Below are 24858 nucleotides of genomic sequence, written 5' to 3' on the forward strand. Positions count from 1 at the left end.
CTCACCCCAGCACCGCCGCCACCGCCACCAGCACCGGTACCGACGCCACCGTCGACAGCAGGATCGACTCGCGGGCCAGGGACTCCGCGACTCTGTAACGGCTGGCGTAGGTGAAGAGGTTCTGCGCGGCCGGCAGGGCCGAGGTGACCACCACGTCCAGCAGGGCCGCGCCGTGCAGGCCGAAGACGGCCCGCGCCAGGAGCCAGGCGATCAGCGGCTGCCCCACCGACTTCAGGGACACCGACAGCAGCACGGGCACGCGATCCTGGCCCCGGCCCGGCGCCGCGCTGCCGTACAGGGAGATGCCGAAGGCGAGCAGCGACGCCGGGACCGCCATGTTGCCCATCAGCTTGAGCGGGTCCATCACCGGGCCGGGGACGTGCACGCCCGCCGCCGACACCAGGACGCCGGCCAGCGAACCCACTGCGACCGGGTTGCGCAGCGGGGTCAGCAGCCGCTGCCACAGCGGCCCCTTCTCGCCCCGCCCCGACAGGTCCAGCACCGCCAGGGCGAGCGGGGTGACCAGGATCAGCTGGAAGAGCATCACGGGGGCGACGAGCGAGGCGTCGCCGAGCACGTACACGGCGATGGGGATGCCGAGGTTGCCGGAGTTGACGTAACCGGCGCACAGGGCGCCGATCGTGGTGCGGCCCACCCCCCAGCGGCGCAGCACGCCCACCGCGACGAAGGCCCCCACGACGGCCGCCGTACTCAGCGCCGTCACCAGCAGCCGACTGGAGAAGACCACCGACAGGTCGGCCCCCGCGAGCGTCGTGAACAACAGCGCCGGCGTGGCCACATGGAACGCAAGCGCCGTCAGTACGTCACGGCCCTGCTCCCCGAGCGAGCCGAGCCGCCCCAGCACATACCCCACACCGATGACGACCGCGATGACCGCGAACCCGCTCAGCACCCCCTGCACGGGGCCTCCCCGGCGAGCGAGGGAGTCGCGGACATCGGTTCCGGTGCTGGTTCACAGGGCATGGCGATCACCCTGCGCGGCGCAGTCGAGCCGGGTCAATGTGATCCTCGTCGGCGCCTTCGGACACCCGCCCCGATGAGTTCCGCCCACCCGCGCGGTCTACTGCACGTGGACGCCATGACACCGCCCGTACTCGCGCTGGCCGGCCCCGTCACCCGGGACGAGGTGACGGGGCTGTGCGACGACGTGCGGGCGCTGCTGGAGGCCGGCGGGGCCGGCGTCGTCGTGTGCGACGTCGGCGCTCTGGGGCCGCCCGGCCTCGCCGCCGTCGACCTGCTGGCGCGGCTCCAGCTCACCGCCCGCCGGGCCGGCGGGCGGATACGCCTGCGCGACCCCGACCCCGCGCTAGCCGCCCTGCTGGACCTCGTCGGCCTCCGCTTCGAGCTGGAGGGGCAGTCCGAACAGCGGGAACCAGCGCTGCACGTCCAGGAAGCAGTGGAACCCGGTGATCCGGCCGTCTGAGATCTCCAGCGCCTGCACCGCCCACGCGGAGAAGCCGCCCGTCTCCGGGTCCGGCTTGTAGTGCGCGAACCCGGGCAGGCCGTTGACCTGCACCGGCAGCAGCCGGGAGTTCGCGCAGGACGCGCCCAGCGTGGTCATGAAACCGGTGATGTCCGCCGGGCCGGTCAGCCACAGGTCGAACGGCGGCATGGTCATGATCGCGTCCTCGTGCAGCAACGCCGTCAGCGCGGCCATGTCGTAGCCCTCGAAGGCCTGCACATAGCGCTCCAGGAGCTTGCGCTGCTCCTCGTCCAGCGGATCCGACACCGCCGCCTCGGCGCCCGGCTCCGGCTGCTCGGCGAGCGTCGCGCGCGCCCGCTGCAGGGCGCTGTTGACCGACGCCACCGAGGTCTCCAGCAGCTCGGCGACCTCGCTCGCCCGCCAGGCCAGCACCTCCCGCAGGATCAGCACCGCGCGCTGCTTGGGCGGCAGCTTCTGCAGGGCCGCCATGAACGCCAGCCGCACCGACTCCTTGGCGACCGCCGCCTCCGCCGGGTCCTCGACCGTCGGCAGCACTCGCGCGTCCGGCATCGGCTCCAGCCAGGTGTTCTCGGGCCGCGGCGACAGCGCCGCCTGCGCCAGCGGCGTCGACTCCGTCAGATCCATCGGCCGCGCCCGCTTGTTGCCCGCGGTCAGCATGTCCAGGCACACGTTCGTCGCGATCCGGTACAGCCACGAGCGCAGGCTGGAACGCCCCTCGAACTTGTCGTAGCTGCGCCAGGCGCGGACCATCGTGTCCTGCACCGCGTCCTCGGCCTCGAAGGACGAGCCGAGCATCCGGTAGCAGTACCCGGTCAGCTCGGCCCGGTGCTTCTCCAGCCTGACGTCCAGATCCGCCGTCGCCGTGCCGTCACCCATCGTCCACCCACCCCTGTGGCCGTGTCCCTGTCCGCCGCGTCGTCGCAACCGGACACTTCGGAAGCTACCGCAGCCCACTGACAATGGCCTCCGGAGTGGGCAAAGAGGCAGGTCAGAGGTAGGAGGGCATCAGTGCGCCGGCACCGGGTCCCGGCGGGCCGCAACGCGCGCCGCCCGGGTCCCGAGCAGCGTGATCGACACGACTCCGAGCACGGCCAGCAGGCCCACGCCCACCGTCCCGGCCCAGCCGCCCGAGTGGAACGCCATGGCGCCGACCGTGCTGCCGGCGCTGGAACCGACGTAGTACGCCGACTGGTACAGCGCAGACGCCTGCGCCCGCCCCCGCGTCGCCGTCTTGCTGACCGCCGAGGACGCCACGGCGTGCCCCGCGAAGAAGCCCGCCGTGATCAGCACCAGGCCCAGCAGCACCAGCGGCAGGGAAGGAGCCAGGGACAGCAGCAGACCCGCCGCCGTCGTGCCCCCGCCCAGATACAGCGCACCCCGCCGGCCCAGCCGCCCGACCAGCCGGCCCGCCGTCGACGCCGACACCGTGCCCACCAGGTACACCAGGAAGATCGAGCCGATGACGCCCTGCGGCAGCGAGAACGGCGCCCCGGTCAGCCGGTAGCCGATGACCGTGTACACACCGCCGAAGACGGTCATGAACAGCGCGCCGATCGCGTACAGCCGCCGCAGCAGCGGGTTCGCCAGATGGGCGCGGACCGTGGCGGCCAGCACCCGGGGCCTCAGCGACCCCGGCACGAAGTGCCGCGGCGCGGGCAGCAGAAGCCGGAACGCCACCGCGCACGCCACCGCGATCACCCCGATCACCGCCACCGCGGTCCGCCAGCCCCACTCCTGCGCGACCCAGCCGGTGATCACCCGGCCGCTCATCCCGCCGACACTGTTGCCCGCCACGAACAGGCCGATAGCGGTGACCAGCGCCCGCGGCGTGACCTCCTCCGCCAGATACGCCTGCGCCGACGCCGGCAGCCCGGCCAGCGCCGCGCCCTGCAACGCCCGCAGGACCACCAGCACCCCGATCGACGGCGCGAAGGGCACCAGCAGTCCGAGGGTCACCGCCACCGCCAGCGAGCCGGTCATCACCGTACGGCGGCCGTAACGCTCCGACAGGGCGCTCATCGGCAGCACGAACAACGCCAGACCGCCCGTCGCGGCCGCCACCGTCCAGCTCGCCTCGCTCGCCGCGACCCCGAAGTCGTCGGAGATCAGCGGCAGCAGCGCCTGCGTGGAGTACAGCAGGGCGAACGTCGCCATACCCGCGAGGAAGAGGGCGAGGCTCATCCGGCGGTAACCGGGGCCGCCCGGGGTCATACGGGAGTCGGAAGCCCGGGAGGGAGCAGGGACACGAGCAGCGGCGCCCACGGTGGTGGACGCCCCGGTACTGGCGGGAGTCATGGCTCGACCGTATGAAGGCCCGCACTCATCCGTCCAATGCATGGAAACGCCATAATCGTTCCCATGGTGCATCAGCAGAGGTCACAGGCGCGTCTGTCGCCGTCCAGTGACACAGAAGACATGGCGATGTCGCTCGCGCCCCGCCTGGCGTACTTCACCGCGGTCGCCCGCACCGAGCACGTCACCCGCGCCGCCCACGAACTGAACGTCCCCCAGTCGACCCTCTCGCGCGCGATGGCCCGCCTGGAAGCGGACCTCGGCGTCGAGTTGTTCGCCCGCCACGGCCGCACCCTCTCCCTCACCCCCGCCGGCCGCACCTTCCTCGCCTCCGCCGAGCGCGCACTCGGCGAGATCCGCCGCGCCGCCGACGAGGTCCGCGCAGACGCCGACCCGGCCACCGGCAAGGTCGCCTTCGGCTTCCTGCACACCATGGGCGCCGAGACCGTACCCGGCCTCATCCACGCCTTCCGCGCCGACCACCCCGGCGTCCGCTTCAGCCTGGTCCAGAACTACGGCGAGGCCATGCTGGAAGGCCTGCGCGCGGGCGACCTCGACCTCTGCCTGACCTCGCCCGTCCCCGACGCCCCCGACCTGGTCGCCCGGCGCCTCGACGAACAGAAGCTGCGCCTCGTCGTCCCCGCCGACCACCGCCTTGCCACCCGCCGCCGCATCCGCCTCGCCGAGGCCGCCGACGAAGCGTTCGTCACGCTGGAAGCCGGCTACGGCCTGCGCCGCATCACCGACGACCTGTGCAGCGAGGCCGGCTTCAAGCCGAAGATCGCCTTCGAGGGCGAGGAGGCGGAAACCCTGCGCGGCCTGGTGGCGGCGGGCCTCGGAGTGGCCCTGCTGCCCCCACCGGCGTTCCCCCGTCCAGGAGTTGCAGAACTGACGGTCACCGCCCCCAGGCGGTACGGGAAATCGGCGTGGCCTGGCTGAACGGTCACCCCGACACCCCGCCAGTGGCGGCCTTCAAGAAGTTCCTGCTCTCGAGGCGCGGGACCTTGCTGGCCTGAAAGGGGCGCGGGGCCGTGTCCGCTATGCGGCTCCGCCGCGTGGGCGCGAGCAACCCGCAACGACCCGCACCCCGAAGACCACACACCCCCGTGGCACTACCGCCGTAACGTCGCCCCGAAGCCGGAAGCCAACGGCATCCGCAACCCCAGCGGCGGCGGAGCCTCCAGCGCGTCGCGAAGCGGACGCGCGAACCCCCACCCGAACACCGCCCCCATCACGAAGTCGCAGGCCAGCGCCAGCACCTCGTCCCGGTAGGCACGCAACCCGTGCCCGTCCCCGTGCACCTCGAACCGGCACACCTCCCGGTTGGACTTCTTCGCCCGCGCCGCGAGCCGGAACGACAGCTCCGGGTCCGTACGCTGGTCGTTCGTGCCGTGCACGATCAGCACGCGGCGCCCCGCGAGCTGTTTCACCGGTTCGGCCGGCGCCGCCATGTCGACCTCGGGCAGCCAAGGAGCCAGGGCGAGGACGGAGTTGACCGCCTCGTGGCCGGCCGCCCGCAGCGCGGCCCGCCCGCCCATGCCGACGCCGGTCAGGCACACGGGGACGTCACCGTAGCGCCGTACCACCTCGTCGGCGGCCCAGGTGGCGTCGCCCGCGAGATGGGCGTCGCTGCCGTTCCAGCCGCGGCAGCGGTAGTGCACGACGTGCACGGCCAGCCCCTCGCCGTGGCCGGTGCGGGCCAGGGCGCGTCCCAACGCCCGTACGGAGGCCGCCGCGAACAGCGGTGACGGTCTGCGGGGGGAGACCTCCTCACCGCTCGGGAGCAGCAGCACCACGCCGCTCACCGCCGTCGGTTCCGGACCGAGTGCCCGTCCCAGCCGTGCCGTACGAGCCGGCGTCGATTGGTGTGCCATGACAGAACAGTGTCAGAAGCGAGGGTGTACGCCACCCTTCCTCGCGGTCACCGTTACATATCGGCGGCGATGTACATCGCGCCCTCTACGCGCGTAGGCGTTACAGTGCGGAAATGACGAGCCAGACCATCCAGAAGGGCAGAATTCCGACGCCGGACCAGATCCGCCGGGCGCCCAAGGTTCTGCTGCACGACCATCTCGACGGCGGTCTGCGCCCCGCCACCGTCGTCGAACTCGCCCGTGAGACGGGCTATTCGGGGCTTCCGGAGAGCGACCCGGGCAAGCTCGGCCTGTGGTTCCGGGAGGCCGCCGACTCCGGTTCGCTGGAGCGGTACCTCGAGACCTTCTCGCACACCGTCGGCGTGATGCAGACCCGTGCGGCGCTGGTGCGGGTCGCGCGCGAGTGCGCCGAGGACCTCGCCGAGGACGGCGTCGTCTACGCCGAGGTGCGCTACGCCCCCGAGCAGCACCTGGAGGGCGGGCTGACGCTGGAGGAGGTCGTCGAGGCAGTCAACGAGGGCTTCCGGGAGGGCGAACGGCTCGCCCGGGAAAGCGGCCGCCGGATCCGCGTCGGCGCCCTGCTCACCGCGATGCGGCACGCCGCGCGCGCCCTGGAGATCGCCGAACTCGCCAACCGGTACCGGGATCTGGGTGTCGTCGGCTTCGACATCGCGGGTGCGGAGGCCGGTTACCCGCCCACCCGGCACCTGGACGCCTTCGAGTATCTGAAGCGGGAGAACAACCACTTCACGATCCACGCCGGTGAGGCGTTCGGACTGCCGTCCATCTGGCAGGCGCTGCAGTGGTGCGGCGCCGACCGGCTCGGGCACGGGGTGCGGATCATCGACGACATCGAGGTCGAGGACGACGGCACGGTCACCCTCGGGCGGCTCGCCTCCTACGTCCGTGACAAGCGCATCCCGCTGGAGCTGTGCCCCAGCTCCAACCTTCAGACCGGTGCGGCGACGTCGTACGCCGAGCACCCCATCGGGCTGCTGCGGCGGCTGCACTTCCGGGCGACCGTCAACACGGACAACCGGCTGATGTCGCACACCAGCATGAGCCGGGAATTCGAGCATCTGGTCGAGGCGTTCGCTTACACGCTCGACGACCTGCAGTGGTTCTCCGTCAATGCGATGAAATCAGCGTTCATTCCTTTCGATGAACGGCTCGCGATGATCAATGACGTGATCAAGCCCGGATATGCAGAGCTGAAAGCCGAATGGCTGTTTCAGCAGACCGCCTCCACCAGCGGTTCTGTCTCCCCGGAAGGCTGAGCCGGGGCATCGCCGGCAGGGAAATGCGGACGGGCGTTCACCATCCGTCCGCATTTCGATGTTTGCGGCCGGAGGCGTCGCGTGTTTACGGTCGAGGACCGCTCAATCCCCGTCTCCATTCGAGGACGCATTTTCATGAAGCAGTCTGCTGCCAAGACCCTCGGTGTCGCCGCCCTCGGTGCCGCCTTCGCCGCTGCGGGCGCCGGTGCCGCGAACGCCGCCCCCGCCCTCCCCGACGCCTCCCAGGCGGTGGGCGGTCTGACCCAGACGCTGCCGACGGAGAACGTCGCCCAGGCGGTGCCGGGCGCCGGTGCGGCGCTGGCCCACGGCCCGAGCGCGGCCGGTGCGGGCCTGGCCGCCGCGCACCCGGTCGTCGGCAAGGCGCTCGCCGACGGGCCCGCGAAGCCCGTCACCGGGCTGCTCGGCGGGCTGCCGGTGCAGGGCCTGGGCTCGAGCGGGCTGAAGGGGAACCCGCTGGGCTGACCCCCACCCCATACGCCGACGGGGCGCACCCCTGTTCCAGGAGTGCGCCCCGTCGGCGTGCGTTCACCAGGCCGTGCGGGCCTTGTCCTCGGACGGCAGCAGGATCCACAGCGCGATGTAGAGCAGGAACTGGGGGCCCGGCAGCAGACACGACAGCAGGAAGATCACCCGCATCGTGGTCGCGGAGGTCCCGAAGCGCCGAGCCAGTCCGGCGCACACGCCGGCGATCATACGGCCGTGGGTGGGGCGGGTCAGGGCGGTCATGGTCGGCTCCTTCGCGAGCTGTCGTCGTGAGGCCGCCGGGGCGGCCGCCTCATCCGACATCCACGCTACGGGGACGAAGGGGGCGCAACGTCGCTCCACGGGGCGATCCCGACCCTGGGAATCGTCGGGGTGCGACCCTGAGCCGGCTCCTCCTGGAGCAGCGGCGAGCGCCTGGCCCTGCGGCGCAGACAGGCCCGGCCCACGGGCACGACGAGCAGGTGGGCGACGGCCACGCCCGTCGTGTTCAGCAGCAGCGCGTCCACGTCCGCGACCTGCCCGGGCACCCCGGTCTGCAGCAGCTCGATGCCCAGCGACAGCAGCGCCCCCGCGACCGTCGTACGCAGCAGGGAGGCGAAGGGGGACGCGTCCAGCCGGCCGTGCACCAGCGGCAGCAGCACGCCGAGCGGCGCGAGCAGCGCCAGCCCCCTGCCGAGCCGGCGCACCGCGAACGCCCCGCCCTGCGCCAGGTCGGCGCGGATCCCGGCGAGCGGATGCAGATTGGCCGGCATCACCCAGGGAACGTCCAGGGGCCGCAGCGTGTACCAGGCGACGAACGCGAGGTGGGCGACGAGGAGGACACCTCCTGCCACACGGACGCGAGACGCGGCGCTGCCGCCGATGGAGCCATGACGCTGCACGCCCCCCTAGACGCACCCCCCGGCAGGATCGGTTCCGCACCCCCGCTGCCGAGGGCCATGAGGCGTCGGCCACACCGGCCACCGGCCGGGGCGCACCCCGGGCCTTCGACGGGGCGTCAGGTCTCCGTGACCTCCGTCGACGGCGGCTCCTTCGTGCCCGGCCGGGAGCGGACCGCGCCGGTGCAGGCGTAGCGGCGCAGCGGCTCGCCCCGGGGGCCGCCCAGGATCACCGAACCGTCGCCCTCGGCCGCAGCGGAGTCGGAGAAGGTGCACACGATCTGCGCCAGCGAGTACGAGGTGAGGGCGCCGGGGGACGTGCTCAGCCGCAGCGCGTCCTCGGGGTCGTGCGGGCCGGGCCCCGAGACGGTCGTGCCGCCGCGCACGTCGGTGGAGTACCCGGCCTCCCGTTCCGCCGCCGACGGTGTCTGGGCCAGCTGGTCCAGCAGCCCCTGAGCCACCAGCACCCGCCGCTTGGAGTCCGCCGCACCGTCCGGCACCCGCACCACCCGGTCCACGGCCACCAGCGACGAACCGCACAGCAGGAACACCTGCACCGGCAGTCCGCGCGAGGTCTGGGTGGACAGCTCCGGCTCGGACAGCGAGCAGCGCACCCGCGAGGGCGCCGCCCCGAAGTCCGTCGGCACCTGGGTCGACCGGATGCCGCACCCGGCCGCCAGCACGGCGAGCAGTGGCACGGCCAGCAGACGTCGGGCTCTCCTCATCAGGCGTCCCCCTCCTGCTCGCGGCGCTTCCTCTCCCGGCCGGCCTGCTCCCGGCTCTGCTCCTCCTGCCGGGCCAGCTCCGAGGCGTCCCGCGGCAGCCGCAGCGTGAACACCGCGCCGCCCTCCTCCGAGTTGGCCGCGGTGATCTCGCCGCCGTGGATGTGGGCGTTCTCCCGCGCGATGGAAAGACCGAGCCCGCTGCCCTCCGAACGCGGTCGCGAGGCGCTGGCCTTGTAGAAGCGGTCGAAGACGTGCGGCAGGACCTCCTCGGGGATGCCGGGTCCGTGATCGCGTACCCGGATGACGACCTCGCTGTCCGTCTCCCGCACCGACACCCTGACCGGCGACCCGCCGTGCTTGAGCGCGTTGCCGATCAGGTTGGCCAGGATCACGTCGAGGCGGCGCGGGTCGAGCCGGGCGTGGATGCCGCGCTCGGCGTCCAGGTCGACGGCGTCCAGCCAGGCGCGCGCGTCGATGCAGGCGGTGATCTGGTCGGCGACGTCGACGTCGTCCAGCACCAGCCGGGCCGTACCGGCGTCGAAGCGGGTGACCTCCATGAGGTTCTCGACCAGGTTGTTCAGACGCCGTGTCTCGCTGACCACCAGCCGCACCGCCGGCTCGATCATCGGGTCGATGGCGCCGGCCTCGGCGTCCAGCTCCTCCTCCAGCACCTCGGTGACGGCGGTGATCGCGGTCAGCGGGGTGCGCAGCTCATGGCTCATGTCCGCGACGAACCGCCGTGACGCCTCGTCCCGCGCCGCCATGTCCGCGACCCGCTTCTCCAGCGCCGCGGCCGCCTTGTTGAAGGTCCGCGACAGATCGGCGAGTTCGTCGGTGCCGGACACCCGCAGCCGGGTGTCGAGCTTGCCCTCGCCCAGCCGCCGCGCGGCCACGCCGAGCCGCTGCACCGGCTTCAGTACGGTCGTCGCGGCGGCCTGCGCGAGCAGGGCCGCTCCGATCAGCGCCAGCCCGGTGGCGATCCCCAGCGACCAGGCCAGCGAGTTGAGGTCCTTCGCCTCCGGCTCCAGCGACTTGAGCATGTAGCCGGTCGGCCCGCCGCCGATCACCTTCGTCCCGGCGACCAGGTACGGCGTGCCGTCCTCGGTGATCCGCTGCCAGTACAGGTGGTACGGGGACTTGTTGGCGTTGGTCAGCTTCTGCTTCCGGTCCACCGCCGTCCGCAGCGACTTCGGCACCTCCTCCAGGGAGAAGCCGTTCAGGCCGCCGGAGTTGCCGTACACCGTCTTGCCGCTCGCGTCCGTGGCCACCAGCAGCACGCTGAAGCGCTGGCTGCTGTTCGCCATCTGCCCGGCGGTGTGCTGCAGTTCGTCCTGGCTGGGATGGGCCGGCAGCGCGCCCGCCCGGTTCTGCATCTCCTGCTGGAAGTCGCGCAGCACCGCGTCCTGGGCGCGGGTGAGGACGGCTTCCCGGTTCAGCCAGTACGCGATGGCCGACGCCGACACGGCGGCGGTCAGTGCGACCAGCGCGAACACCACGACCAGCCGCAGCCGCAGGCTGGTGAAGCGCAGCCGCGAGAAAACTCCCTTACGATCCGCGGACTCGCCGCGGGCCCCCTCGTGCTCGTGGATCACTGAGTATTACCGTTCGCTTCTCCGCCCGCGCGGCGCAAAGGTGCGGCTTTCGCGTTCGTCTGCGGCCCGGCGGCCGCGCGTGCGTCGCTCACGACGGCGCATCCAGGCGGTAGCCGACACCGCGCACGGTACGGATCAGCGTCGGGGACGAGGGCACGTCCTCCACCTTGGCGCGCAGCCGCTGAACACACGCGTCCACCAGCCGGGAGTCACCGAGGTAGTCGTGCTCCCACACCAGCCGCAGCAGCTGCTGCCGCGACAGCGCCTGCCCCGGGCGCCGGCTCAGCTCCAGCAGCAGCCGCAGCTCGGTCGGCGTCAGCTGCAGATCCTCGCCGTTCTTCGTCACTGTCATCGCCGAGCGGTCGATGACGAGGCTGCCGAAGGTCGCCGAGTCCGTCGACTCCCGCTCGCCGCGCCGCAGCACGGCCCGGATCCGCGCGTCCAGGACACGCCCCTGCACCGGCTTGACGACATAGTCGTCCGCGCCGGACTCCAGGCCGACGACGACGTCGATGTCGTCGCTGCGCGCGGTCAGCAGGATGATCGGCAGCTGGTCCGTGCGCCGGATGCGCCGGCACACCTCGAAACCGTCGATGCCGGGCAGCATCACATCCAGCACGATCAGATCCGGCCGCTGCTCGCGCAGCAGCTTCAGACCGTCCTCACCGCTGGCAGCAGTCGCCACCCGGTGGCCCTGGCGCGTCAGTGAGAGCTCCAGGGCCGTGCGGATGGCGTCGTCGTCCTCGATCAGCAACAGGGAAGGCACGCGCTCATTCTGGCCCATGGAGGCGGCGTTGTTCACCTGTGGGTTGTGCAGAAGCGGCGGGGGCGGCACCGGGAGCCGTGCACGATCTTCGTCGGGACGGGTCCGTACCCCTGTGACACGTCTGTGACAGTCGGCGGACACGGCCATGAAGGTGCAGCGGCAAGCTTTTCGGCATCGGGCACGGCACCACCGCCCGAACCAGTTCGAACACCGGAAAGTCCACGAGGGGGGCGCGAGATGAACACGCTGCACAGCACCAGCACCAGCGCAGTGGTCACGCGTCTGCACGACGTGCACCGGAGTCACGAGAAGTCCGGTGCCGTGAGCGGGCGGGGGTGCGCTCGCGGCACCGGGCGTCAGCACACCGCGATCATGACGGTGGTTGACGGTTTCACGGGGGAAACACACGGGGGAAGCGCGTACGGGGAGGACCCGGGGGAGCGGACGTCCCTGACGGAAGCGGAGTTCACCGCCTACGTCCAGGAGCGCCGTGCCTCCCTGTACGCCACCGCCTACCACCTCACCGGTGACCGCTTCGAGGCCGAGGACCTGCTGCAGAGCGCGCTGTTCTCGACGTACCGGGCGTGGGAGCGGATCAGTGACAAGGCCGCGGTCGGCGGCTATCTCCGCCGCACCATGACGAACCTGCACATCAGCGCGTGGCGACGCCGCAAGCTGAACGAGTACCCGACCGAGGAGCTGCCGGAGACGCCCGGCGACACGGACGCGATGCGCGGCACCGAGCTGCGCGCGGTCCTGTGGCAGGCGCTCGCCCGGCTGCCGGAACTCCAGCGCACCATGCTGGTCCTGCGCTACTACGAGGGCCGCACGGACCCGGAGATCGCCGACATCCTCGACATCAGTGTCGGCACGGTGAAGTCCAGCATCTGGCGCTCGCTGCGCCGGCTGCGCGAGGACGAGGTCCTCAGCTTCGGCCGTGACCAGGAGGACGCCTTCGGGGAGCTTGTCGCCTGAAGGAGCACGGGGGAGCCACGGGGGTGGCACGGTCCGGGGGGACCGACGGGGGACTCCACGGGGGACGTGGGGACACGGGGGAAACAGGGGATCACGGGGGATCCACGGGGGAAACAGGAGCGGGACTGGAGGGCCGGGGGGTCCGTCCAGTCCCGCTTTTTCCGTATGTACGGCGGTGAGACCTAGGCAGCCGACCTCGCCCGCACCTGACGTCCCGCAGCGGCCGCCGCGAGCCGGCCGAGCGCCTCGTCGAGGTCACAGCGGTGGGCGCCGAGGGCCGTCTGGCGGGCGATGATCGAGCGTTCGGAGCGCATCAGCCGCCAGCCGCGCCGCAGCAGGAACGGCACCGACTTGCGGCCCTCCTTCAGATCCCGCACGAACCGCCGCCGGAACGTGGTGACCGCGCCCCGGCTCAGGCACAGTGCGTCCGCCAGCAGGCCCAACTCCCGGCACCGCTCGACGATCTCGGCGGCGAAGATGCCCTCCGCGATGAACAGCGGGGTACGGCCGATGCTCAGCGTCTCCCCGCCCGTGCGGGCGCTCAGCGCGATGTCGTACACCGGCACCCGGGTCGACCCGGTGGCGCACAGCTCGGCGATCGCGGCGACGGCGACCTCGGCGTCCCAGGACTGCGGATGGTCCCAGTCGATGTCGGAGCTTCCCTCCACCAGCGGCAGCGTCGGGTCGTCGCCCTCCTTGTAGAAGTCGTCCAGGCGCAGGACCGGCAGCCCGGAACGGGCGGCGACGAGGGACTTGCCCGAGCCCGAGGGGCCGCACAGCAGCACGACACGGGCGGGGGAGGGGCGATGAATGCTCACGGAACACCAGTTTGACGCATGGTGGCCCCGCTGCCGACCCCGCGGGTCGGCTTTGGAGCGCGCATCACACCTCAACTACGCTTCGCGTCGACACGATTGCGCCTCGTAACGCAGCAGAAGGTGGCACCGGCGATGGCGCGACACGACTTCCCCCACACCTCGACCGGCCGTCGTGCCCTTGCCTCGGCAAGGTCGACCCGCACGCCGGCCTCACGGCGCTGACCGGCTCGGTCGGCTACGTGACGGGCCCGGTCGCCGGCCTCAAGCCCAAGCCGCTCGCCGGGACGGGCGTCGACCCGCTCGACAACGGCGCCGGCACCCAGGTCGCCGACTTCAAGCCGGTGGCCACGCGGGCGCTCACGGCCGCCGTCGCGCAGGCGCAGTCGATCGGCAGCCTGCCGGTCGTCGGCCAGGTGGCGGGCCTGCTCGGCGGGGTGCAGGGCGGCCCGCTGGGCTGATCGTGTGCGCCGTACACGTGCGAGAGCCGCGCCGCCCCCGGACGGAGGGGTGGCGCGGCTCTCGCGTGGGGGGCGGCGGTCAGTAGGACGAGCCGGAGGCGCCCAGGGAGCCCGTGGGGTGCCAGACCGTCTTCGTCTCCAGGAAAGCCGTCATACGGTCCGTGCCCGGCGTCGCGAAATAATCCACAGGCTGTGGACGCAGCACGCGCTTGAGATTGTCCGCCGCGGCGATCTCCAGTTCCTTCGCCAGTTCGTCGTCCGCGCCCGCGAGGTCGATCGCGTTGACGTCCTGGTGCGCGGCCAGCGGCTTCGCGATCTCCGCCGTACGGCCGGACAGGACGTTGACGACACCGCCGGGCACGTCGGAGGTGGCCAGCACCTCGGCGAGGGACAGGGCGGGCAGCGGGGCCTTCTCGGAGGCGACGACCACCGCCGTGTTACCGGTGGCGATCACGGGTGCGAGCACCGAGACCAGGCCCAGGAAGGACGACTCCTGCGGGGCCACCACGGCGACCACACCGGTCGGCTCGGGGGAGGAGAGGTTGAAGAACGGGCCCGCGACCGGGTTGCCGCCGCCGATCACCTGAGCGATCTTGTCGGTCCAGCCGGCGTACCAGACCCAGCGGTCGATCGTGGCGTCCACGACCGCGGCCGCCTTCGACTTCGACAGGCCCTCCGCGTCCGCCACCTCGCGCACGAACTGGTCCCGGCGGCCCTCCAGCATCTCCGCGACGCGGTACAGCACCTGGCCGCGGTTGTAGGCGGTCGCACCGGACCAGCCGCCGAACGCCTTGCGCGCGGCCACGACCGCGTCACGGGCGTCCTTGCGGGAGGACTGCGGGGCGTTGGCCAGCCAGTTGCCCTTTGCGTCGGTCACCTCGTACACCCGGCCGCTCTCGGAACGCGGGAACTTCCCGCCGACGTACAGCTTGTAGGTCTTGAAGACGCTGAGTCGCTGCTGCTCGGACTTGTCAGACATCGAGGTACGCCTCCAGGCCGTGGCGGCCGCCCTCGCGGCCGAAGCCCGACTCCTTGTAGCCGCCGAAGGGCGAGGTCGGGTCGAACTTGTTGAACGTGTTGGACCAGACGACACCGGCGCGCAGCTTGTTCGCGACGGCGAGGATCCGCGACCCCTTCTCCGTCCAGATGCCCGCGGACAGCCCGTACGGCGTGTTGTTCGCCTTGGCGACCGCCTCGTCCGGGGTGCGGAAGGTGAGGACCGACAGCACCGGGCCGAAGATCTCGTCACGGGCGACGGTGTGTGCCTGGGTGACGTTCGTGAAGAGGGTCGGGGCGAACCAGTAGCCGCTTTCGGGAAGTTCGCAGGCCGGGGACCAGCGCTCGGCGCCCTCGGCCTCACCCTGCTCGACGAGCGTGGTGATCCGGGAGAGCTGCTCGGCGGAGTTGATCGCGCCGATGTCGGTGTTCTTGTCCAGCGGGTCGCCGAGGCGCAGCGTGGACAGGCGCCGCTTGAGGGAGTCCAGCAGCTCGTCCTGGATCGACTCCTGTACCAGCAGCCGGCTGCCGGCGCAGCAGACCTGGCCCTGGTTGAAGAAGATGCCGTTGACGATGCCCTCGACGGCCTGGTCGATGGGGGCGTCGTCGAAAACGATGTTGGCGCCCTTGCCGCCCAGTTCGAGCGTGAGCTTCTTGCGGGTGCCCGCGACGGACCGGGCGATCTCCTTGCCGACGGCCGTGGAGCCGGTGAAGGCGACCTTGTTCACGTCCGGGTGCGCGACGAGCGCGGCGCCCGCGTCGCCGTAACCGGGAAGGATGTTCACGACACCCTTGGGCAGACCGGCCTGGCGGCAGATGTCGGCGAAGAACAGGGCGGACAGCGGGGTCGTCTCGGCCGGCTTCAGCACGACTGTGTTGCCGGTGGCCAGCGCCGGGGCGATCTTCCAGGCCAGCATCAGCAGTGGGAAGTTCCAGGGGATGACCTGGCCGGCGACGCCCAGCGGACGCGGGTTCGCGCCGAAGCCGGCGTGGTCGAGCTTGTCGGCCCAGCCCGCGTAGTAGAAGAAGTGCGCGGCGACCAGGGGGAGGTCGGCGTCGCGGGTCTCCTTGATCGGCTTGCCGTTGTCCAGGGTCTCCAGGACGGCCAGCTCGCGGCTGCGCTCCTGGATGATCCGGGCGATGCGGAACAGGTACTTGGCCCGCTCGGAACCGGGCAGCGCCGACCACTTCTCGAACGCCTTGCGGGCGGCCTTCACCGCGCGGTCGACGTCCGCCTCACCGGCCTGCGCGACCTCGGAGAGGACCTCCTCCGTCGACGGGCTGACCGTCTTGAAGACCTTGCCGTCGGCCGCGTCGGCGAACTCGCCGTCGATGAACAGGCCGTAGGAGGGGGCGATGTCGACGACCGAGCGGGACTCGGGCGCCGGTGCGTACTCGAAAACCATGATCGATCAGTCCACCGTCACGTAGTCGGGGCCGGAGTAGCGGCCGGTGGCCAGCTTCTGGCGCTGCATCAGCAGATCGTTGAGCAGCGAGGAGGCGCCGAAGCGGAACCAGTGGTTGTCCAGCCAGTCCTGGCCGGCGGTCTCGTTGACCAGGACGAGAAACTTGATCGCGTCCTTGCTGGTCCTGATCCCGCCGGCGGGCTTCACGCCGACCTGGACGCCGGTCTGCGCCCGGAAGTCGCGCACGGCCTCCAGCATCAGAAGGGTGTTGGCGGGGGTGGCGTTGACGGCGACCTTGCCGGTGGAGGTCTTGATGAAGTCGGCGCCGGCGAGCATGCCCAGCCAGCTGGCGCGGCGGATGTTGTCGTACGTCGACAGCTCGCCGGTCTCGAAGATGACCTTCAGCCGGGCACTCGTGCCGCAGGCCTCCTTCACGGCGACGATCTCGTCGTACACCTTGAGGTACTTGCCGGCGAGGAACGCGCCACGGTCGATGACCATGTCGATCTCGTCGGCGCCCGCGGCGACGGCGTCCTTCACGTCGGCGAGCTTCACCTCCAGGGCGGCGCGGCCGGCGGGGAAGGCGGTGGCGACGGAGGCGACCTTCACGCCGGAGCCGGCGACGGCCTCCTTGGCGACGGCCACCATGTCGGGGTAGACGCAGACCGCGGCCGTGGTGGGCGTCGTGCGGTCGGTCGGGTCCGGGAGGACCGCCTTGGCGCCGAGCGCCCGGACCTTGCCCGGGGTGTCCGCGCCTTCCAGCGTCGTCAGGTCGACCATCGAGATGGCGAGGTCGATGGCGTACGCCTTCGCGGTGGTCTTGATGGAACGGGTGCCGAGAGACGCGGCGCGCGCCTCCAGGCCGACCGCGTCGACGCCGGGCAGCCCGTGGAGGAAGCGGCGCAGCGTGCTGTCGGACGCGGTGACATCCGAGAGTGCCTGTGCTGTGGGTGCGGTAGTGGGCATGGTCACCAGACGAGCATATCTACGCGCGTAGCGGATGTATAGCCCTCGAGGTGGCAGGGGGGTGGGAGAGTGGTCTCAGGCGGTGCTCACCGAGCCCGGCCCGCGCACCCGGCGTACCGCTTACGGGGTCCGGCGGGGCCGTCGGGCACAATCGGGGCCATGACCACCCCGGAGCACCCGTCACCAGCGCCGCAGACACCCGCGGCCAAGGACCGCATCCACCGGTCGTCCGCCGGCATCGCCTCCGGCGTGATGCTGCTGGCCCTCACCGGCTGGCTCGGCATCGACGCGATCGTCGTCGGGCACGGCCGCACGCCGTGGCTGACGTTGGCCGGGCTGCTGCTGGTGGTGCCGCTGGTGGTCGCGTACACGATCCGCCCGGCGATCTTCGTGAGCGACGACCGGCTGCGCGTGCGCAACCCGCTGCGGGTGATCGTCCTGCCGTGGGGCACGGTCGGGGGACTGCGCTCGGGCTACTCCAACGAGGTGGTCACGGTCTCCGGCACCAAGTACCAGCTGTGGGCCCTGCCGGTCTCGCTGCGGGCCCGCAAGCGCGCGGCACGGCAGCGGAATCGGGCGATCGCGGCCGGCGGCCAGGAGGGCGGTCTGCTCGGTACGCCGGGCACCGGCGCGGCGCGGACCGAGCCGCCACGCGCGCTGACCGACAAGGCGATGGACGACCTCAGGCAACTCCGCGACGACCGCTGTACCGCGGAGTCCGCCCAGGGCGAGGTCACGGTCCGCTGGGCCTACGAGGTGATCGCCCCGGCCGTGGCGGGGGCGGTACTCCTGGCGATCCTCGCGTCCCTCGGCTGAGCGGACCCACGCCACTGGAACGGCCCCTGAACGCCCGCTGGGGTGCCCTCCGAAGAGGACACCCCAGCAGCACACTCGCGCCTCAGATCCCCGCCGCCACGGACAGGTCACGCTTGAGCGCGGTCAGCAGGTCCGTCGCCCGGGTACGGGCCGTCGGCAGGCCGGCGCGGTCCTGGACCGGGACCACCACCTCCAGGTAGCACTTCAGCTTGGGCTCCGTGCCGCTCGGGCGGACGATCACCCGGGCGCCCCGCAGGGTGTACCGCAGGCCGTCCGTCGGCGGGAGCTTCTCCGTCCCCTGGGTGAGGTCCTCGGCGTTCACCACCGGCAGGCCCGCCAGCTCCGTCGGCGGCTGCTCGCGCAGACGGCGCATGGCCTCGGCGATCAGGGAGAGATCCTGGACCCGCACCGACAGCTGGTCCGTGGCGTGCAGCCCGTGCTCCACCGCGAGGTCGTCCAGCAGGTCCGGCAGGGTGCGGCCCTGCTCCTTCAGCTCCGACGCCAGTTCGGTGATCAGCAGCGCGGCCGTGATGCCGTCCTTGTCGCGCACGCCGTCGGGGTCGACGCAGTAGCCGAGGGCCTCCTCGTAGCCGTACCGCAGACCCTCCACGCGGGCGATCCACTTGAAGCCGGTGAGGGTCTCCTCGTACGGCAGGCCCGCCTTCTCGGCGATCCGGCCGAGCAGCGAGGAGGAGACGATCGACTCGGCGAACGTGCCGCGCGCACCGCGCCCGACCAGGTGTGCGGCGAGCAGCGCACCGACCTCGTCGCCGCGCAGCATCCGCCAGTCCGCGCCGTCGCGCACGGCCACCGCGCAGCGGTCGGCGTCCGGGTCGTTGGCGATGACCAGGTCCGGGTCCACCTCGCGGGCCCGGGCGAACGCCAGGTCCATCGCGCCGGGCTCCTCCGGGTTGGGGAAGGCCACGGTCGGGAACTCCGGGTCGGGGTCCGCCTGCTCGGCGACCAGCACCGGCTCGGGGAAGCCGGCGCGGGCGAACGCGGCCAGCAGGACGTCACGGCCGACGCCGTGCATCGCCGTGTAGACCGTGCGCGCGGTGCGCGCCGAGTCGGGGGCCAGGACCGCGTCCGTACGGGCCAGGTAGGCCTGAAGGACCGAGTCGTCCAGGACCTCCCAGCCCTCCGTCGGGCGGTCGACCGTCGTCAGGCTGCCGATCGCGGCGATCTCCGCGGCGATCTCCGCGTCCGCGGGCGGCACGATCTGGGAGCCGTCGCCGAGGTACACCTTGTAGCCGTTGTCCCGGGACGGGTTGTGGCTGGCGGTGACCTCCACACCCGCGACCGCGCCGAGGTGCCGTATGGCGAAGGCGAGGACCGGGGTGGGCAGGGGCCGCGGGAGCACCGCCGCGCGCAGACCGGCGCCCACCATCACGGCGGCCGTGTCGCGGGCGAAGTCGGCCGACTTGTGGCGGGCGTCGTAGCCGACGACCACCAGGCCGCCCGCCTGGCCGTTCTTCTTCAGGTACGACGCGAGGCCCGCCGCCGCGCGGATGACGACCGTGCGGTTCATGCGCATCGGCCCGGCCCCCAGCTCCCCGCGCAGGCCGGCGGTGCCGAACTGCAGGGTGCCGGAGAAGCGGGCGGTCAGCTCCTTGACGTCCTCGGCGTCGATCAGCCGGGCGAGTTCCTCACGGGTGTCCGCGTCGGGGTCCTCGGCCAGCCACGCCTTGGCGCGGGCGATGACTTCGTCGTGCACGGTGGGGTCAGCCTCTCGTCGTCGGTGGTTCCGAGTGCCTTACAGGCGGTCCAGCACCTGCGCCAGCAGGGAGCCCATGCGGGTGGCGCTGTCGCGGCCGGCCTGCAGGACCTCCTCGTGGTTCAGCGGCTCGCCCGTCATGCCGGCGGCGAGGTTGGTGACCAGGGAGATGCCGAGCACCTCGGCGCCCGCCTCACGCGCGGCAATGGCCTCGAGCACGGTGGACATGCCGACCAGGTCCGCGCCGATGACGCGGGCCATGCGGATCTCGGCCGGGGTCTCGTAGTGCGGGCCGGGGAACTGGGCGTAGACGCCCTCCTCCAGCGTGGGGTCGACCTCCTTGCACAGCGCGCGCAGCCGCGGCGAGTACAGGTCGGTCAGGTCGACGAAGTTGGCGCCGACGATGGGGGAGGTGGCGGTGAGGTTGATGTGGTCGCTGATCAGCACCGGCTGACCGGGACGCATGCCCTCGCGCAGACCGCCGCAGCCGTTGGTCAGCACGATGGTCTTCACGCCGGCGGCGACGGCGGTGCGCACCCCGTGGGAGACGGCGGCGACGCCACGGCCCTCGTAGTAGTGCGTACGGCCCAGGAAGACCAGGGCGCGCTTGGTGCCGATGCGGTACGAGCGGATCTTGCCGCCGTGGCCCTCGACCGCCGGGGGCGGGAAGCCGGGGAGCTCGGTGACCTGGAACTCGGCCTCGGGGGCGCCCAGGGCGTCGACGGCCGGAGCCCAGCCGGAGCCCATCACAAGGGCGACGTCGTGGGTCTCGGCGCCGGTCAGCTCGCGCAGGCGAGCGGCGGCGGCGTCGGCGGCGGCGTACGGGTCGCCCTGGATGTCGTCCGGAAGAAGAGATGCGTTCACGTGGACGAGGGTAGCCGAGCTTCGCCTACGCGCGTAGATGTCAGAGCCGACGGCATGGGGATCGTTGTCTTGTCGTTTCCGACGAGGGCCTGTGACACGGCCCTCGGCCGCCCGCGGCGGTGAGGGGACGGGGTGGGGGGTGTCCGCCCGCAGCGGCCGGCACCGGGCAAGGGTGCCGTCGTCGGGGACGGGCGGCCGGACCGAGGACGGACACCCCCCACCCCGGCCCCGACCCACAACGAACCGAAGGCGCGACACCAGGCCACCACGCACCGCAACGGGCCGCCGCAGGCACAAAAAGGGGGCGCGGGGAACTGCGCGACCAGCCACAACGCAACCCGCACAGGCCGCCGCAGGCAGAAGGGACCCGCCATTACGGACAAGGCTGGCCCCCTCCGCACCCCGCGGAGCGTTCAGCAAGGGCGCTTCCGCAGCTCCATCACATAGTCATGGGGCGCGCCCGCAGACTCCGCCGCGTCGGCGATGTCACCCAGGTAGCGGGCCGAGGGCAGACCGCCCTCGTAGGCGTTCAGGGTGTACGTCCAGGCGCGTTCCTCACCCTCCAGGGTGTGGACGCGGACCCAGGTGCGGCGGTAGATGTCGAGGCTGACGCCCTCCCAGCGGTCCATGGCGGCCTCGTCCATCGGGGCGATGTCGTACAGCGCGACGAAGACCTGCGACAGCGGGTCCTCCACGAGCGTCGCCAGCGCGCCCTCCCAGCCCAGCTGCTCGCCGCCGAACGTCAGCCGCCAGCCGTTCAGCCAGCCCGTGGCGCGCAACGGCGAGTGGGGAGCGCGGCGGGACATCAGCCGCGCGTCGAGATGGGCGGCGTACGCGGCGTAGAGCGACATGCACGAAGGGTACGGCAGTGGCGCGTGCGTCACTGCGGTAACGGACGGCTCACAGACCGCCCCCGAGGCGGTAGCAGGTTGAAGCGTGCGGGACAATGGAATACGTGACTCGGATCGTGATCATCGGTGGCGGACCCGGCGGATATGAAGCGGCCCTGGTGGCCGCGCAACTCGGTGCGGAGGTGACCGTCGTCGACAGCGACGGTCTGGGCGGGGCGTCGGTGCTCACCGACTGCGTACCGTCCAAGACCCTCATCGCCACGGCCGAGGTGATGACCACCTTCGACTCCTCCTACGAGGAGCTGGGCATCATCGTCGCCGACGACACCCCGCCGCTGGAGCAGGCCGCCCGGGTGGTCGGCGTGGACCTCGGCAAGGTCAACCGGCGTGTGAAGCGCCTCGCGCTCGCCCAGTCGCACGACATCACCGCCTCCGTCACACGGGCCGGCGCCCGGGTCATGCGCGGCCGTGGCCGTCTGGAGGGCATGCAGGCCCTCGACGGCTCCCGCAAGGTCGTCGTCACCGCCGCCGACGGCACCGAGGAGACGCTCACCGCCGACGCCGTACTGATCGCCACCGGTGGGCACCCCCGTGAGCTGCCCGACGCCCAGCCGGACGGCGAGCGTATCCTCAACTGGACGCAGGTCTACGACCTCACCGAGCTGCCCGAGGAACTCATCGTGGTCGGCTCCGGCGTCACCGGCGCCGAGTTCGCCGGCGCCTACCAGGCCCTCGGCTCCCGGGTCACCCTCGTCTCCTCCCGCGACCGCGTGCTGCCCGGCGAGGACCCGGACGCCGCCGCCGTCCTGGAGGACGTCTTCCGCCGCCGGGGCATGAACGTCATGGCCCGCTCCCGCGCCGCCGCCGCCAAGCGGGTCGGCGACCGGGTCGAGGTCACGCTCGCCGACGGCCGGGTCATCACCGGCTCCCACTGCCTGATGGCGGTCGGCGCGATCCCCAACAGCGCGGGCCTGGGCCTGGAGGAGGCCGGCGTCAAGGTGCGCGAGTCCGGGCACATCTGGACCGACAAGGTCTCCCGCACCACCGCCCCCGGCGTGTACGCCGCCGGTGACGTGACCGGCGTGTTCGCTCTGGCGTCCGTCGCCGCGATGCAGGGCCGTATCGCCATGTACCACTTCCTGGGCGACGCGGTGGCCCCGCTGAACCTGAAGACCGTGTCGTCCAACGTCTTCACCGACCCCGAGATCGCCACCGTCGGCTACACCCAGGCCGACGTCGACGGCGGCAAGATCGACGCCCGGGTCGTCAAGCTCCCGCTGCTGCGCAACCCGCGCGCGAAGATGCAGGGCATCCGGGACGGCTTCGTCAAGATCTTCTGCCGCCCGGGCACCGGGATCGTCGTCGGCGGTGTGGTCGTGGCGCCGCGCGCCTCGGAACTGATCCACCCCATCTCGATCGCGGTCGACAACAATCTGACGGTCGAACAGATCGCGAATGCCTTCACCGTGTACCCGTCCCTGTCGGGCTCGATCGCCGAGGTCGCCCGGCAGTTGCACACGCGGAAGACGGCGGGCGAGGTGTGACGACCCGGCGCGGCCCCCGCCGGTGGCGGAGGGCCGCGCCGCAGGTCACGGAGGGTGCTGCCGCCCGGTCACGGTGGGTCGTCGAGCATGCGGGCGGCATAGGCGGTGGGACTAGGCCCCTATACCACTTCCCGCCGTACCGTACGAACAACTTCCGTTATTCGGCGCATACTGCTGAAACCAGACGGTCGCCCGCGTTACTGTCAGTTTCGTGTTCGCTGCAGAACGTCGCCAATTGATCCTCGAAATGGTGCGGGCCAACGGGGCCGTGTCGCTCCGTGAGCTCGCCCGCGTCGTCCAGACCTCCGAAGTGACCGTACGGCGGGACGTGCGGGCACTGGAGGCAGAAGGACTCCTCGACCGCCGGCACGGCGGTGCGGTCCTGCCGGGCGGGTTCACCCGCGAGTCCGGCTTCCCACAGAAGTCCCATGTCGCGACCGCCGAGAAGACGGCCATCGCCGACCTCGCCGCCACCTTCGTGGAGGAGGGTGAGGCCATCGTGGTCGGCGCCGGCACCACGACCCAGGAACTGGCCCGCCGGCTCGCCCGCATTCCCGGGCTGACGGTGGTCACCAATTCCCTGCTGGTCGCCCAGGCGCTGGCGCACGCCAACCGCGTGGAGGTCGTGATGACCGGCGGCACGCTCAGAGGCTCCAACTACGCCCTGGTCGGCAGCGGAGCCGAACAGTCCCTCCAGGGACTGCGCGTCTCCCGCGCCTTCCTGTCGGGCAGCGGGCTGACCGCCGAACGCGGGCTGTCCACCTCCAACATGCTCTCGGCGTCCGTCGACCGGGCGCTCGTGCAGGCCGCCGCCGAGGTCGTCGTCCTCGCCGACCACACCAAGCTCGGCACCGACACCATGTTCCAGACGGTCCCGACCGACGTCATCACCCGTCTCGTCACGGACGAGCCGCCGGCCCACGACGACCGCGCCCAGACCGAACTCCAGGCCCTTGCCGACCAGGGGGTGCAGATCGCCGCGGCCGGGGCGACGGGCAGCCAGGGGGGTGACCCGGTCCCGGCGCGCCGGCAGCGCCGGGACGTCCCCCTCCCGAACCCCCGCCGCGGCCACCTCCCCGGCGTCCGCCCCACGGGCGTCCTCGCCGACCAGACCCAGCAGCCCGAACGCAACCGCGTGGCGGACATGCGGCGGCGCTGACCCCATCAGGGAACGCCCGGCTCTCCCCGCGACCGGCAGGATCGACGGCGGCCTGCACACGACGAAGCGCCCGGCGGACCGAGAGGCTCGGTCCGCCGGGCGCTTCGCTGTTCGTCGCGCGTGCGGTCAGTCCGTGATCTCGCAGATGGCGGCGCCGCTGGTGAGGGAGGCGCCGACCTCGGCGGTGAGGCCCTTGATGGTGCCGGACTTGTGGGCGTTGAGGGGCTGTTCCATCTTCATGGCCTCCAGGACGACGACGAGGTCGCCTTCCTTGACGTCCTGGCCCTCCTCGACGGCGATCTTGACGATGGTGCCCTGCATGGGGGAGGCGAGGGTGTCGCCGGAGGCGACGGGGCCGGACTTCTTCGCGGCGCGGCGTTTGGGCTTGGCGCCGGCGGCGAGGCCGGTGCGGGCCAGGCTCATGCCGAGGCTGGAGGGCAGGGAGACCTCCAGGCGCTTGCCGCCGACCTCGACGACGACCGTCTCGCGGCCCGCTTCCTCGTCCGCGTCGGTGTCGGCGGGGGCGGTGAAGGGGGTGATGTCGTTGGTGAACTCGGTTTCGATCCAGCGGGTGTGGACCGTGAAGGGGTCGGTGGAGCCGGTGAGTTCGGGGGCGAAGGCGGGGTCGGTGACGACCTTGCGGTGGAAGGGGATGGCGGTGGCCATGCCTTCGACCTGGAACTCTTCCAGGGCGCGGGCGGCGCGCTGGAGGGCTTCGGCGCGGGTGCGGCCGGTGACGATGAGCTTGGCGAGCAGGGAGTCCCAGGCGGGGCCGATGACGCTGCCGGATTCGACGCCGGCGTCGAGGCGGACGCCGGGGCCCGACGGCGGGTTGAAGGTGGTGACGGTGCCGGGGGCGGGCAGGAAGCCGCGGCCGGGGTCCTCGCCGTTGATGCGGAACTCGAAGGAGTGGCCGCG

Annotated in this window: 24 protein-coding genes and 2 pseudogenes; 9 read left to right on the forward strand and 17 right to left on the reverse strand. The window is 71.9% G+C overall.

What is annotated here, in order from left to right; genetic code table 11:
- Position 1 precedes the first annotated feature (1 nt).
- On the reverse strand, positions 2 to 922 hold the full coding sequence (locus tag AB0J12_RS21380; protein WP_363265899.1) for an AEC family transporter: 921 nt from the start codon (positions 920 to 922) through the stop codon (positions 2 to 4).
- Between the two features lie 135 nt (positions 923 to 1057).
- On the opposite strand from AB0J12_RS21380, the gene AB0J12_RS21385 reads away from it, so the two are divergent.
- Positions 1058 to 1444: an STAS domain-containing protein gene (locus AB0J12_RS21385; protein WP_363265900.1), complete on the forward strand. Its 387-nt coding sequence runs from the start codon at positions 1058 to 1060 to the stop codon at positions 1442 to 1444.
- Here AB0J12_RS21385 and AB0J12_RS21390 read toward each other — a convergent pair.
- Positions 1328 to 2341: a sigma-70 family RNA polymerase sigma factor gene (locus AB0J12_RS21390; RefSeq protein ID WP_363265901.1), complete on the reverse strand. Its 1014-nt coding sequence runs from the start codon at positions 2339 to 2341 to the stop codon at positions 1328 to 1330. The two genes, AB0J12_RS21385 and AB0J12_RS21390, sit on opposite strands and share 117 nt — an antisense overlap.
- Positions 2342 to 2470: 129 nt before the next feature.
- The gene (locus tag AB0J12_RS21395) at positions 2471 to 3760 is read right to left on the reverse strand and encodes an MFS transporter (protein WP_363265902.1); all 1290 of its coding nucleotides are present in this window, start codon (positions 3758 to 3760) and stop codon (positions 2471 to 2473) included.
- Between the two features lie 63 nt (positions 3761 to 3823).
- Between AB0J12_RS21395 and AB0J12_RS21400 the strand changes: the two are divergent.
- Positions 3824 to 4773 (forward strand): annotated as a pseudogene (locus AB0J12_RS21400) (LysR family transcriptional regulator).
- A gap of 96 nt (positions 4774 to 4869) precedes the next feature.
- Here AB0J12_RS21400 and AB0J12_RS21405 read toward each other — a convergent pair.
- The gene (locus AB0J12_RS21405; protein ID WP_363265903.1) at positions 4870 to 5631 is read right to left on the reverse strand and encodes a prolyl oligopeptidase family serine peptidase; all 762 of its coding nucleotides are present in this window, start codon (positions 5629 to 5631) and stop codon (positions 4870 to 4872) included.
- A gap of 113 nt (positions 5632 to 5744) precedes the next feature.
- On the opposite strand from AB0J12_RS21405, the gene AB0J12_RS21410 reads away from it, so the two are divergent.
- Both AB0J12_RS21410 and AB0J12_RS21415 read left to right on the forward strand, forming a co-directional pair.
- On the forward strand, positions 5745 to 6908 hold the full coding sequence (locus tag AB0J12_RS21410; RefSeq protein ID WP_363265904.1) for an adenosine deaminase: 1164 nt from the start codon (positions 5745 to 5747) through the stop codon (positions 6906 to 6908).
- 135 nt (positions 6909 to 7043) lie between these two features.
- On the forward strand, positions 7044 to 7391 hold the full coding sequence (locus AB0J12_RS21415) for an ATP-binding protein (RefSeq protein WP_363265905.1): 348 nt from the start codon (positions 7044 to 7046) through the stop codon (positions 7389 to 7391).
- 63 nt (positions 7392 to 7454) lie between these two features.
- Here the strand turns inward: AB0J12_RS21415 and AB0J12_RS21420 are convergent, their stop codons facing one another.
- The 5 genes from AB0J12_RS21420 to afsQ1 all read right to left on the reverse strand — a co-directional run bounded on the left by AB0J12_RS21420 (position 7455) and on the right by afsQ1 (position 11373).
- Positions 7455 to 7655 (reverse strand): PspC domain-containing protein, encoded by a 201-nt coding sequence (locus tag AB0J12_RS21420; RefSeq protein WP_103782080.1) that lies wholly within the window; start codon positions 7653 to 7655, stop codon positions 7455 to 7457.
- 65 nt (positions 7656 to 7720) lie between these two features.
- The gene (locus AB0J12_RS21425; RefSeq protein ID WP_363265906.1) at positions 7721 to 8293 is read right to left on the reverse strand and encodes a VanZ family protein; all 573 of its coding nucleotides are present in this window, start codon (positions 8291 to 8293) and stop codon (positions 7721 to 7723) included.
- A gap of 116 nt (positions 8294 to 8409) precedes the next feature.
- A complete protein-coding gene (locus tag AB0J12_RS21430; protein WP_363265907.1) occupies positions 8410 to 9015 on the reverse strand; it encodes a hypothetical protein in 606 nt (201 codons plus the stop codon).
- Positions 9015 to 10607, reverse strand: coding sequence for a HAMP domain-containing sensor histidine kinase (locus tag AB0J12_RS21435; RefSeq protein WP_363265908.1), 1593 nt, complete (start codon positions 10605 to 10607; stop codon positions 9015 to 9017). Before AB0J12_RS21435 ends, AB0J12_RS21430 begins: the two co-directional genes overlap by 1 nt.
- An 88-nt stretch (positions 10608 to 10695) precedes the next feature.
- On the reverse strand, positions 10696 to 11373 hold the full coding sequence (gene afsQ1, locus AB0J12_RS21440) for a two-component system response regulator AfsQ1 (RefSeq protein WP_363265909.1): 678 nt from the start codon (positions 11371 to 11373) through the stop codon (positions 10696 to 10698).
- 237 nt (positions 11374 to 11610) lie between these two features.
- On the opposite strand from afsQ1, the gene AB0J12_RS21445 reads away from it, so the two are divergent.
- Complete coding sequence (locus tag AB0J12_RS21445) at positions 11611 to 12348, forward strand: SigE family RNA polymerase sigma factor (RefSeq protein WP_363265910.1); 738 nt, start codon at positions 11611 to 11613, stop codon at positions 12346 to 12348.
- Positions 12349 to 12530: 182 nt separating this feature from the next.
- Here AB0J12_RS21445 and AB0J12_RS21450 read toward each other — a convergent pair whose 3' ends face one another.
- Complete coding sequence (locus AB0J12_RS21450; RefSeq protein ID WP_363265911.1) at positions 12531 to 13166, reverse strand: uridine kinase; 636 nt, start codon at positions 13164 to 13166, stop codon at positions 12531 to 12533.
- Between the two features lie 182 nt (positions 13167 to 13348).
- Between AB0J12_RS21450 and AB0J12_RS21455 the strand changes: the two are divergent.
- Positions 13349 to 13624: pseudogene (locus tag AB0J12_RS21455) on the forward strand (hypothetical protein); the annotation flags it as partial.
- Positions 13625 to 13703: 79 nt separating this feature from the next.
- On the opposite strand, the gene AB0J12_RS21460 reads toward AB0J12_RS21455, so the two are convergent.
- The 3 genes from AB0J12_RS21460 to deoC are packed head-to-tail and all read right to left on the reverse strand — an operon-like array spanning position 13704 to position 16992.
- Entirely contained in the window at positions 13704 to 14603 is a 900-nt protein-coding gene (locus tag AB0J12_RS21460) for an aldehyde dehydrogenase family protein (protein WP_363265912.1), read from the reverse strand.
- Complete coding sequence (locus AB0J12_RS21465; RefSeq protein WP_363265913.1) at positions 14596 to 16026, reverse strand: aldehyde dehydrogenase family protein; 1431 nt, start codon at positions 16024 to 16026, stop codon at positions 14596 to 14598. Before AB0J12_RS21465 ends, AB0J12_RS21460 begins: the two co-directional genes overlap by 8 nt.
- A 6-nt stretch (positions 16027 to 16032) precedes the next feature.
- Entirely contained in the window at positions 16033 to 16992 is a 960-nt protein-coding gene (gene deoC, locus AB0J12_RS21470; protein ID WP_363265930.1) for a deoxyribose-phosphate aldolase, read from the reverse strand.
- Positions 16993 to 17151: 159 nt separating this feature from the next.
- Between deoC and AB0J12_RS21475 the strand changes: the two genes are divergently transcribed.
- Entirely contained in the window at positions 17152 to 17808 is a 657-nt protein-coding gene (locus AB0J12_RS21475; RefSeq protein ID WP_363265914.1) for a PH domain-containing protein, read from the forward strand.
- Positions 17809 to 17890: 82 nt separating this feature from the next.
- On the opposite strand, the gene AB0J12_RS21480 is transcribed toward AB0J12_RS21475, so the two are convergent.
- From AB0J12_RS21480 to AB0J12_RS21490, 3 genes are all read right to left on the reverse strand, one after another.
- Positions 17891 to 19522, reverse strand: coding sequence for a phospho-sugar mutase (locus AB0J12_RS21480; RefSeq protein WP_363265915.1), 1632 nt, complete (start codon positions 19520 to 19522; stop codon positions 17891 to 17893).
- A 39-nt stretch (positions 19523 to 19561) separates the two neighbouring features.
- Positions 19562 to 20386, reverse strand: a complete 825-nt coding sequence (locus tag AB0J12_RS21485; protein ID WP_363265916.1) for a purine-nucleoside phosphorylase — start codon at positions 20384 to 20386, stop codon at positions 19562 to 19564.
- Between the two features lie 413 nt (positions 20387 to 20799).
- A complete protein-coding gene (locus AB0J12_RS21490) occupies positions 20800 to 21237 on the reverse strand; it encodes a gamma-glutamylcyclotransferase (RefSeq protein WP_363265917.1) in 438 nt (145 codons plus the stop codon).
- Between the two features lie 95 nt (positions 21238 to 21332).
- Here AB0J12_RS21490 and AB0J12_RS21495 point away from each other — a divergent pair, with 95 nt between their 5' ends.
- Complete coding sequence (locus AB0J12_RS21495) at positions 21333 to 22781, forward strand: NAD(P)H-quinone dehydrogenase (RefSeq protein ID WP_363265918.1); 1449 nt, start codon at positions 21333 to 21335, stop codon at positions 22779 to 22781.
- Positions 22782 to 22992: 211 nt separating this feature from the next.
- Positions 22993 to 23940: a DeoR/GlpR family DNA-binding transcription regulator gene (locus tag AB0J12_RS21500; protein ID WP_363265919.1), complete on the forward strand. Its 948-nt coding sequence runs from the start codon at positions 22993 to 22995 to the stop codon at positions 23938 to 23940.
- A gap of 126 nt (positions 23941 to 24066) precedes the next feature.
- On the opposite strand, the gene AB0J12_RS21505 is transcribed toward AB0J12_RS21500, so the two are convergent.
- Positions 24067 to 24858, reverse strand: a 792-nt coding sequence (locus AB0J12_RS21505) for a biotin/lipoyl-containing protein (RefSeq protein WP_363265920.1), incomplete at its 5' end; no start/stop codon positions are given.

Origin of the sequence: Streptomyces sp. NPDC049915 (genome assembly GCF_040656475.1) — a bacterium.
Taxonomy (GTDB): domain Bacteria; phylum Actinomycetota; class Actinomycetes; order Streptomycetales; family Streptomycetaceae; genus Streptomyces.